The following is a 10,673-nucleotide window of genomic DNA, read 5'->3' as shown; positions in this document are numbered from 1 at the left end:
TGCATCATCACCGTCGCCATCACCGACTCGCTGCCGCGCAAGCGCGACAACCCGGCAGTCCCGACGAGCGTCGCGGAGCAGGTGGTCTATGTTGTCGATGACGACCAAGGCATGCTCGACTCGACTGTCTGGTTGCTGGAGTCGGTAGGCCTTAAGGCGGTGCCATTTACCAATGGCCACGCGTTTCTCGATGCCTGCAACGCCAATCTCAACGCCTGCGTGCTGTTGGACGTGCGCATGCCCGGTATGGGCGGCTTGAATGTGCAGGAAGAGATGCGTATGCGTGATCTGCGTTTGCCGGTAATTTTCGTCAGCGGGCATGCCGACGTACCCATCGTTGTTCGGGCATTTAAGGCAGGGGCTCATGACTTCATCGAGAAACCGTACAACCAACAATTGCTGCTCGACAGCGTGCAACAGGCGTTGCAGGGTTTTGATTCAAAGGCTTCTGAAGGCCAGGACCATGCAGCGTTGCAAGCGCGTCTACTGACGTTGACTCCCCGGGAGCGTGATGTATTGCTGCCGTTGGTGCAGGGCTATACGACTCGCGAGATTGCGGCGCAGTTAGGCATAAGCGCAAAAACGGTGGATTTGTATCGGTCGCGGGTAATGAAGCGTATGCAGGCCGAGCATTTACCGCAATTGGTAGGAATGGCGATAGCCGTGGGAATGGTCAATCCGCTGGCATTGCGCTCACCCCTTAGTTAAGCGACATACAGTTGTTATTAGCGGTCCAGTTCTTGCTTCTAAATCGAATATAATGGCGATCCGCCGTGTTTTTGTAGCGGGCATTCCTCTAGCGCCACAAGCGATGGAGGGTGTTCCGATGAGAGGTTTCAAATGCTGACGCTTTTGTCCCCGGGGATTCGCCTGCTAGGGCGTTTCGGATTTGCTCGAAAGTTTCAGCTGCTTTTCCTGTTGTTCATGCTGCCGCTGGTGGGCAGTTTATGGATGATTGGTCAAGATTATCGCGACAAGCTGGCGCTGATATCGGGCGAGCGCGCTGGCGTTCGACAGCTATTAGCGTTGGATGCGCTGGATGATTTGCTCGCTGCTCAGCGTGACCGTGCGGCACGTTGGAAGGCTGCCGATATTCTTCACGAGCTGACCCCGGCGGCACGTGAAGCGAAGGACGCGCTTGATGCTGCGAACCCTCTTGTGGCTCAGGCGCTAACGCAATTGAGCGCTGATTTGCACAAAGACAGTGCACAGGCGGACACACTCAACCGTTACCAGACGCTACAAACTGCCACTACGGGTTTGGATTCTGCGTCCTTACGCACAGTGGGCTGGTGGCCAGACGGATACGAGCGCTTTACGGCCGCCTTGACCGCCCTGCAAAACCTGCGCGAACAGATCGCCTTGGACAGTGGGCTGAACATCGATCCGTGGCGTGAAACCTATGTATTGATGCAAATGTCCACCCAGCAAACGCCGGACCTGATCGAGCGTATAGGTCGGCTGGCCAGTGTCGGGCAAACCTCGATTGCCTCTGGTCAGTTCACCATGCAGAGCCGTTTGCAGATGCGTGATCTGCGCAGCCGTTTGGCCGACGCGCGTGACCAGTTGAATAAAACCGGTGCTTCGTTGGAAGCCAGGCTGCCGCGAGAAATGCAGGCGTGGGCTGACCAATACCGTAAAAGCCAGCAAACCCTGGACCGTGAATTGAAAGTGCTGGATGAAGGGGTGTTTGGCGGCAGTATTAGCCTCAAGACCGAAGGTTTCGATCACAGCATCGACGCCTTGCTCAGCGACCTGGCCGCGTTGCGCCATCAGTCCTTGGTGTCGTTGGATGATCGTCTGGGCTATTACCACGACCAGTCCATTCGGCAGTTTATTCCGGTTGCCGCCATATTCGGTTTCTTGTTACTGGCCGCACTTTATCTGTTTGTGTGTCTGCAGGCGTCGATTCGGCGCAGTGCCAGCGGCATTACGACACTGGCGCAGTCGTTGCGCGACGGTAACTTATGCGTTCAGGTTCCGGTCGAAGGGCGCGATGAGCTGGCGGCAATCAGCACCGCACTGAACTTGGCGGTGGTGCAGTTGCGCACAAGCTTGCTGGGTGTCGATCACGAAACGTTGCAGTTGAGCGGCGCAGTGCAAACCCTCAATTCGCAATCCAGCCGCACGCTGAATGAGGTTGAAGACCAACAGCTACAAATCAGCCAGATCGCCACGGCGGCGACGCAATTGGCGGCGACCTCTCAAGGCGTGGCCAAGAGTTGTGAGCAGGCTTCCGTCAGCGCTCGGCACACGCGGCAAGTGGCTGAAGAAAGCAGCCGTGACAGCCTTCGAACCACGGAAAGTATTCAGCAGCTTAACCAGCGCCTGACCGATACGGCCGCAGCACTGGGACGTGTCAGTGAGCAAGGGCAGCAGATTCAATCGGTGGTGGATGCCATTCGGGGCATCGCTGAGCAAACCAATTTGCTGGCGCTCAACGCGGCCATCGAAGCGGCGCGAGCGGGCGAGCAGGGCAGGGGTTTCGCTGTGGTTGCCGACGAAGTGCGCAGCCTTTCACAGCGTACCCAGGCCTCCACTGCGCAGATCGCCGGAACGGTCGACAGCTTGCGCAACACCGTTAGCCAAGCCGTAGGGTTGATGGATGCTGCGTGCGGCCAAGCGGTGAATGATGCCGCAGCGGTTACCGGCCTGGGTCAGCGGCTGGGGGAAATTGCCAGTGCCGTACAGGGCGTCACCGACACCTTGGCGCAGATATCCACCGCCGTCGAGGAACAGGCAAGCACCGCCGATGAAGTCAGTGGCAACATCCAGCAAGTTGATCAGGCGGCGGGTCGCCTATTGGATGGCGCACGTGCAGTCAATCAGGCAGCCGACATGCTCAGCAAAGGCAGCCGTGCATTGAGTGACAATACCGCGCGATTCCAATTGAACTGATCGCTTAATCATCAGCCCTAAACAGAGCGCCTTCATGGTGAAGGTGCTTGGGGGGCGGATGAACGTAACAACGATCGCGATCGCAGCCATGATGGTAGTCGTTGGGGTCGGCGCCGGATTTTGGATCGCGAGCGAGCCTGAGATACCGATGCTGACCTCTGCGGTGCGGCAAAAGCCCGTTTTCGACGTCAATCAAAAACTGATCGAGCACGGCGCCCAGTTGGTCGCACTGGGTGACTGCGCGGTGTGCCACAGCGTTACAGGCGGCCAACTGTTTGCCGGTGGATTGAAACTCGACACGCCCTTTGGGGCCATCTATTCAACCAACATCACCCCAGATGACGAGACGGGCATTGGCACCTGGTCCCCCGACGCCTTCATGCGTGCAATGCGCAGAGGTGTCTCGCGGGATGGCCATTTACTGTACCCGGCATTTCCGTATCAGCATTTCACCCGAACCAGCGACGCCGACATCGCTGACATTTACGCTTATCTGATGAGCCGCCCGCCAGTGCATGCAGTGGCGCCAGCCAATCACATTATCTTCCCGCTAAACATTCGCCCGCTCATTGCGGGCTGGAATGTGCTGTTCCTGAAACTGGGTGAAGTGGCCGCCGATGTAGCGCAAAGCAACCAGTGGAATCGCGGCCGCTATCTGGTAGAGGGTCTTGGACATTGCGGTGCCTGCCATTCCCCGCTGAGCATCCTGGGTGCAGAGAAGAAGGGCCACGCCTACGCAGGTGGTTCGATTGATGGCTGGGATGCGCCAGCGCTGACCAAGCTGTCAGCTGCGCCGGTGCCCTGGACCCAGGCGCAATTGGTCGACTACCTGCACACAGGGCTGGCCTCCGAGCACAGCGCGGCGGCGGGGCCGATGCGTCCAGTGAGTCGAGAACTGGCCGATGCACCGCTTGCAGATGTCGAGGCGATGGCTGGTTATTTGATGTCACTGCAAACACCTGGATCACCAGTCGCGATGCCATCTGTCAGTCCGGTAGTTCCAACTGCGCTAGCTGGCGCGCAGGTACTATTTGCCGGTGCTTGCGCTGCTTGCCACGAAACTGGCGCGCCAATGTCGACCATAGGCAACCGGCCATCGTTGGCGCAGAGTACCTCGATCAATGCTGACAGCCCGAACAATACAATTCGAATGATGCTCGACGGAAACGGTTGGCAAGCCAGCGAGGCCGCGCACTTCATGCCCGCGTTTGCCGACACCCTGACTGATACGCAAATTGCCGAACTTGCCAACTACCTGCGTGCGCGATACAGCCCCCACGCGCCGTGGACCTCGCTGGATGACCAGGCCGTCGCCAAGGTTCGCAAGGAGACTCCGACACCATGACCACGCTCACTGTGAACGGTGTGCAACATACGATTGATGTCGATCCGTCATCGCCGTTGCTCTATGTGTTGCGCAATCAGTTGCAACTCAACGGCGCCAAATTTGGTTGCGGGCTGGGACAATGTGGCGCTTGTACGGTGATCGTCGGTGGTCAGCCAGTGTTCTCGTGCTTGCTGCCGGTGTCGGCGGTGGGTACGCGCCCGGTTCGGACCATAGAGGGATTGGGCACTGTCGAGAAACCGGGTGCGTTGCAACAGGCGTTTATCAATCAACAAGCGGCGCAGTGCGGTTATTGCATCGCCGGGATGGTGATGCGCGCGCAGGCGCTGCTCGACAAAGTCGCAACGCCCAGTGACGAGCAAATTCGCGAGCATCTGCAAACCAACTTGTGCCGATGCGGTACCCACATGCGGATTCTCGCAGCGGTGCATGAGGTGGCTCAGTCCAATGCAGCGGTAAAATTGAAGGCACAGTCATGAGGCCAGATGATTCCCAGGATGCGCTGAGCAACCCCGGTCGCCGGCATTTTTTAGTGGCGAGTTCGCTGTTGATCAGCTTTTCATTGTTGGCAAGTTCCCGGGTATTTGCAGTGACGTCGACCACTGAGGCCGGGACGTTCACCACCACTACACCGAGCTTGCCCGGCAGTTTGAAGACCGAGCCGATCCTCGATGCGTGGATAAAAATAGACGCCCAAGGGCAAGTAACCGTCTTCACTGGCAAGGCTGAGCTGGGCACCGGTATTCGCACAGCCATGATGCAGATCGCGGCCGAACAACTAAACGTCGCAACCCACAGCCTCGTATTGATTACGGCGGATACTGCCAAGACGCCCAACGAAGGCTACACCGCAGGCAGTCATTCGATTGCTGATAGCGGCACGGCGATCTTCAACGCTGCGGCTCAAGTACGCAGTCTGCTGGTACAAGCGGCGGCCAATCAATGGGGGGCCGATCCTGGGACGTTAAAGGTGAAGGACGGCATCATCACCGGCCCCGACGGTCGCCACGCCAGTTATGGCCAGATGGTAGGCAACGTCAATTTGCACCAGGCGGCCAGTGCCGTTTCTGCACTCAACGATCCGAACTCCTTTTCGGTGATTGGCCAATCGATGCAACGTGTGGATATTCCCGGCAAGGTGACGGGCGGCCCAAGTTACGTTCAAGACCTTCGCTTACCGGGGATGCTTCATGCACGGGTGGTGCGACCCTCTTCGGTTGGGGCGACCTTGGCGACCCTTGATAAGCGCCTGATTGAGCAGATGCCCGGCGTGGTCAAAGTGTTGCGCGATGGCAACTACCTGGCCGTGGTGGCGGATGACGAGTGGCGGGCCATTCTGGCAATGCGCGCTCTGGCCAATGCCGCCACCTGGAGCCCGGGACCGCCGCTGCCTGATCAAGCAACGATCCATCAGTTACTTATGGATTCGCCGATTCAGGAAATACCCGTTGCTGATCAACATGGCCCAGCGGCACCCGCGGTAAAAACCCTGCATGCGCGCTATACCAAACCTTATTTGACCCACGGTTCTATTGGGCCGTCCTGCGCACTGGCGCAATTTGACGGCGATCAGCTGATGGTTTGGACCCATACCCAAGGCGTTTATCCCTTACGCGCCGGCTTGGCGGAATTGCTTTCGATGCCGCTACAAAACATTCGCTGCCTGCACGTCGAAGGCTCTGGTTGTTACGGGCATAACGGTGCCGACGATGTGGCTGCTGATGCTGCATTGATTGCGCGGGCCGTGCCTGGGCATCCGGTTCGCGTGCAATGGATGCGCGAGCAAGAGCACACGGGCGAGCCGTTCGGTCCGGCCATGACTACCGACATCGTCGCGTCGCTGGATGCTGCCGGGAAAATTGTCGACTGGAAGTTTCAGGTGTGGAGCAACACCCACAACTTCCGCATCGCCAATGCGGGTCGCTTTATACCCGCGACGCTGTTGTCGGTTCCGTTTAAGGCCGCGCCTCCCCAACCGATCCCGATGCCCGAAGGCGATGGGCAGCGCAATAGCATCCCGCTGTACACCATTCCCAATCTGCAAGTGCAGTATCACTTCCTGCCAACCATGCCTATTCGGATCTCGGCCATGCGTTCGCTGGGTGCGTATCACAATGTATTCAGCATCGAGAGTTTCATCGATGAACTGGCGCTCGCGGCCAACGCCGATCCGGTGGCGTTTCGCTTGGCACATCTGGACGACCCCCGTGCGCGGGACGTGATTGAACTGGCAGCGAAAAAGTTTGGTTGGCAACCCGGCGCCACACTGCCCCAAGGGCGAGGTGTCGGCTTTGCCTTCGCGCAGTACAAGAATTTGATGGCTTACTTCGCCATCGCGATGGAAGTGAGCGTTGAACCGAAAACCGGGAGTGTGCAGATAGAGCGGGTCGTTGCGGCCTGTGATTGCGGGCAGTTGGTCAATCCGGACGGCGCACGTAATCAGGTCGAGGGCGGCATTATTCAAGCCGCGAGTTGGGCGATGTTTGAGCAGACCCATTGGAATGTCCAAAACATCACCAGCTTCGATTGGAGCACTTACCCTATTCTGCGTTTTTCGTCGGTGCCGAAGTCGATCAGCGTTCATATGATCGACCGACCTGGCATGCCGTTCCTCGGTGTGGGCGAAGCGTCCCAAGGGCCAACGCCTGCCGCGATTGCCAACGCGATTGCTAATGCCACCGGCAAGCGGTTACGTGATACGCCGTTGGCGGGGGAGCCGTTGAAGAGGGGCGTGGAGGGCGTAACTTCTAATCCGGCATGATTTACGTCAAGCCTTGGGCCTAAGCCTGGGGCTTGATCGTTAGATAGCGGCAAAAAGACTCCGCCGCGCTCCTGCAATTAAGATTTTTAATCTAGGCACGCACCGCCGCATACAGAGCTTTGATCAGGTCTGACTGGGTGATGATGCCAACCAAGTGTCTTTGAGCATCAATAATCGGTATGTGCCGATGTCCATTCTCCGAGAACACTGGCACTAGATCGATCAGCAAACGATCGCTGCTGGCCACCCGGATAGTACGCGTCATTATTTCCCCGACGATGTTGCCTGGCTGACTTCCGCGGGCTTGGCGAAGCAGTGCGCGCAGGTGCCAGCCAACCCCTTCGTGGGCGTCCAGATCTATCTGTTGCATGAAATCAGCCACTGTCACGATGCCCAGCAGGTGTCGTTGTCGGTCTATCACCGGCAACGCCTTGATCTTGTGCTTGCGCATCAACGCCCAAGCCTCACGCAGCGGCATTTCCTGACGGGCTGCAATAGGGTTCTGGCTCATCACGTCAGCACAGTGCAACTCTCCTATTTTTCGCTGATAGGCAGAAGCTTCTGCCTGTTCGAGCAAGGCTTGCAGGTCATCGCGACTGACGTCCAGCACCTGGTTGTAGTGGGCGAGGGCAGCATCCAGATCCGCGGTACTAAAACGGCTGCCACTTGGCGGCGCTGCTGATTGCTGGACATGGGGCCACGGACGTTTGGTCAGGTTGTTGTAGAGCAAACCCGCGATTACTAGCAGCAATGAATCAATCAGCACTGGGCTCAGCGCGAACTCAAATCGATCGCAGCCCATGATCACCACTAACAGTGCGCAGGCCCCACCTGGCGGGTGAAGACAGCGCAAGGCAAACATAACGGCGATGGCCAGACTCACCGCAAGTGCGGCGCAAAGGGTTGCGTCGGGCACCCACTTGACGCAGGCAATCCCAACCAGTGCCGACAATGTATTGCCGCCCAGCACAGACCAGGGTTGAGCCAAAGGGCTGGATGGCACCGCAAACACCAACACCGCACTGGCCCCGAGCGGTGCGACGAGAGCCAAGGCAAGCATGCTGTGTTCCGCCGCAGTCGTTCCCTCAAGCCAATAGGCCGCAGCAACGGCAACTAGCAGGATGCCCAAGGCTGCGCCACAACTGGCGCGCCACTTTTCCCACGCATCGATGGCAAGCGGTGCTGGCCAAAGCGCGCGAAAGCGTGACATGAGGGCGGTGCGAGTGTTGCGTGGAGGCGGTGATGGGGCTGGCATGATCAAACTGATATCGAATAGAAGAAAGAGCCTGCAACTGCATTCGTTGCCTGGGCGTGGATGGCGAACCTTAAACCTTAAGGTCCATATGCGCCACATAGCGCCCTGCATTCTCACCCTATTCTGATAGCGCCTGCGCAACGGTGATCAGCCCTTGAAGTCACCGAAGTGACTTCAAGGGCGCGCCCCGAGATTTGCTTGGGGTTATGCAACCACCGGGATCAATGGGTCAGCTGCAGCCAGAGCCACACTGCGGTCGGCGATTGGCGGGTATATCCATTGGGTATTGATCTGCGTCTTGATCTGCTTGCCTTCCGCTCTCACGAACTTGACTTGGCGGTCCCAGCCTTCGGAGAAGACGGCACCCCAAGCGCCGAGGTCCAGGCAGGTCACGTATTTCACTTGGCTGTATGGAAGGGGAGCAACACCGAGCAACTGCGCCGCCGCGTTGTTGCCAGCAGATCGGCCGAGTGCTATCGCGTGTTGGCAGGTCATCAGCGCATGGTTGCCCACGTCGTCGGTTGCCGCGTAGGCAGTATCGCCCGTTGCGAATACGTCTGCTTGGCCTATCACTCGCAGGTTGCGATCAACGTGCAGTCGCCCCAGTGTGTCTCGTTCGGCGGGTATGTGTGAGGTCAGTTCGCTTGCCTGAACGCCTACGGTCCAAATAACTGTTTTCGCTTCGATGCGTTGGCCATCTGCGAGCGTGACACCGTCCTCGTCCACCGCAGCAACGCAAGCGTTAAGCTGCCATTGCACACCCAGTTCAGTGGTCGCTTCAGCAATGAACGTACTGATCTCTTTGCCGAGCGATGCGCCGACGTCTGCGCCACGGTCAACAATAATCACCCGGACATCCGCATCTTCGCCTAAAGCGTCGCGCAGTCGAGCTGGCATCTCACACGCCGTTTCGATACCGGTAAAACCACCGCCGGCGACAATCACGGTATTACGAGCTGACGTGTCGGGGAGTCCGCGCAAGGCCTTGATATGGGCCTCAAGCTGGCTTGCATCGTCGATTGTATCGACATTGAATGCGTGGGCCTCAAACCCGGCGAGGTCTGGTTGGTTGACGTGGCTGCCAGCGGCAAGCACCAAGACGCTGTAGGCAAGGTTGGCCGAATCGCCTTGCTCATTCAGGTACGACACGGTTTTTTCGGCCACATCGATCTTTTGCACAAAGCCTTTCACAAAGCGAACTCCAGTCGCCTGGAAAAGATCACTCAAGGGCACGCGCATCAGATGCACATCTGGCTCATAGAAGCGTGGGCGTACACGAAGCTCCGGTTCCGGGGCCAACACCGTGACCTCAATATCGTGACGGTCATGTTTGTCCAGTAAACGCATAGCGCTCAGCGCACTCCACATACCGCCAAATCCAGCACCGATTATCAAAATATTCTGTTTCATATGTCGTCCCGTTTAAGCGAATGATTTGGGCCGGGCAATCCTCATGATCTTGGATGCCAAGCCTGGAAGCGAAATGATTAATCTCCGTCGCCTCAATAACTACGACTATAATTGTCGTAGTTAAGCATCGCAAGCTTTTTCTATTCTCTCGTATCAGCACCGATAAATTGCGCAATACAAGTCTTCCTGTTAGCTTTAGCCGGAATGATTTAGTCGGAGATTTACATGGCTTTTTACAGCGCAGGAGTGGAATACGGTATTCACTGCCTGCTTTTTCTGGTGGATGAGCTTGGCGACAGTCGTGAAGCTAGCGTTCGCGACCTTGCTGATCTTCAGGGTGTGCCACATGACTATTTGGCCAAGATATTTACCAAGCTCGCAAAAGCTAAGCTGGTCGTTGCTACGGAGGGTATTCGGGGCGGTTTCAAGCTGGCCAAGCCTTCGGACGAGATATCCGTCTTGGATATCGCTCTGGCCATCGATGGGCAGAAGTCGGCGTTCGAATGCCGGGAAATTAGAGGTCGATGCGTATTGTTTGACGGCTCACCGCCTGAGTGGGCGCTGGACGGTATGTGTGCGGTGCACGCGACCATGGTGACTGCACAAAAACGGATGGAGGATGCACTCAGCCAGCAGACCATTCTGGACTTGGCCCGACGCCTTGGCAGGAAAGCTCCTGTAGAGTTTTCGGCAGGCATAAACGACTGGATGGCCAACCGACGTGAGAGCAAAGCTTCGGCCAGTACTGTGCAAGCGGCAGGCACGGCAACCGTACCGTTGGTAGATATTACCGAGGGATCAAAATAACAAAGCCCCCAATTAAGGAGGCTTTGTTGAAACGTCAGGTTTTTTCGCCGGCTTCAGCAGCCGGTTCGAAAAAGACTTTGGCGAAATACGTTAAACCAGAAGTATGGCTCTAAAGGCCTCGTATTTACTGGGTTTCACGGATAAGTCGGTAAGTTTGTACCCGGTTGCGTACCCGGTTTAGGAATCGCCCCTCGATC

8 protein-coding genes are annotated in these 10,673 nt (G+C 57.4%); 6 read left to right on the top strand and 2 right to left on the bottom strand.

Annotated features, from left to right (window positions below; all coding sequences use genetic code 11):
* Positions 1 to 30 precede the first annotated feature (30 nt).
* From M0974_RS22790 to M0974_RS22770, 5 genes are all read left to right on the top strand, one after another.
* Entirely contained in the window at positions 31 to 708 is a 678-nt protein-coding gene (locus tag M0974_RS22790) for a response regulator (protein ID WP_297842145.1), read from the top strand.
* 132 nt (positions 709 to 840) lie between these two features.
* The gene (locus tag M0974_RS22785; protein ID WP_297842142.1) at positions 841 to 2,898 is read left to right on the top strand and encodes a methyl-accepting chemotaxis protein; all 2,058 of its coding nucleotides are present in this window, start codon (positions 841 to 843) and stop codon (positions 2,896 to 2,898) included.
* A 58-nt stretch (positions 2,899 to 2,956) separates the two neighbouring features.
* Positions 2,957 to 4,243, top strand: coding sequence for a cytochrome c (locus M0974_RS22780; RefSeq protein WP_297842140.1), 1,287 nt, complete (start codon positions 2,957 to 2,959; stop codon positions 4,241 to 4,243).
* Complete coding sequence (locus tag M0974_RS22775) at positions 4,240 to 4,722, top strand: (2Fe-2S)-binding protein (protein ID WP_297842137.1); 483 nt, start codon at positions 4,240 to 4,242, stop codon at positions 4,720 to 4,722. Before M0974_RS22780 ends, M0974_RS22775 begins: the two co-directional genes overlap by 4 nt.
* Complete coding sequence (locus tag M0974_RS22770; RefSeq protein WP_297842134.1) at positions 4,719 to 7,004, top strand: molybdopterin cofactor-binding domain-containing protein; 2,286 nt, start codon at positions 4,719 to 4,721, stop codon at positions 7,002 to 7,004. Before M0974_RS22775 ends, M0974_RS22770 begins: the two co-directional genes overlap by 4 nt.
* Before the next feature lie 91 nt (positions 7,005 to 7,095).
* On the opposite strand, the gene M0974_RS22765 is transcribed toward M0974_RS22770, so the two are convergent.
* Positions 7,096 to 8,214, bottom strand: a complete 1,119-nt coding sequence (locus tag M0974_RS22765; protein WP_297842132.1) for an HPP family protein — start codon at positions 8,212 to 8,214, stop codon at positions 7,096 to 7,098.
* Between the two features lie 249 nt (positions 8,215 to 8,463).
* Positions 8,464 to 9,669, bottom strand: a complete 1,206-nt coding sequence (locus M0974_RS22760; protein ID WP_297842129.1) for an NAD(P)/FAD-dependent oxidoreductase — start codon at positions 9,667 to 9,669, stop codon at positions 8,464 to 8,466.
* A 225-nt stretch (positions 9,670 to 9,894) separates the two neighbouring features.
* Here M0974_RS22760 and M0974_RS22755 point away from each other — a divergent pair, with 225 nt between their 5' ends.
* The gene (locus M0974_RS22755; protein ID WP_297842126.1) at positions 9,895 to 10,476 is read left to right on the top strand and encodes an Rrf2 family transcriptional regulator; all 582 of its coding nucleotides are present in this window, start codon (positions 9,895 to 9,897) and stop codon (positions 10,474 to 10,476) included.
* The last annotated feature ends 197 nt before the right edge of the window (positions 10,477 to 10,673 follow it).

The organism is Pseudomonas sp., from assembly GCF_026224925.1.
GTDB lineage: Bacteria > Pseudomonadota > Gammaproteobacteria > Pseudomonadales > Pseudomonadaceae > Aquipseudomonas.
The sequence above is the reverse complement of the archived record's forward strand: the minus strand, read 5'-3'. Positions and strand labels throughout refer to the sequence as shown.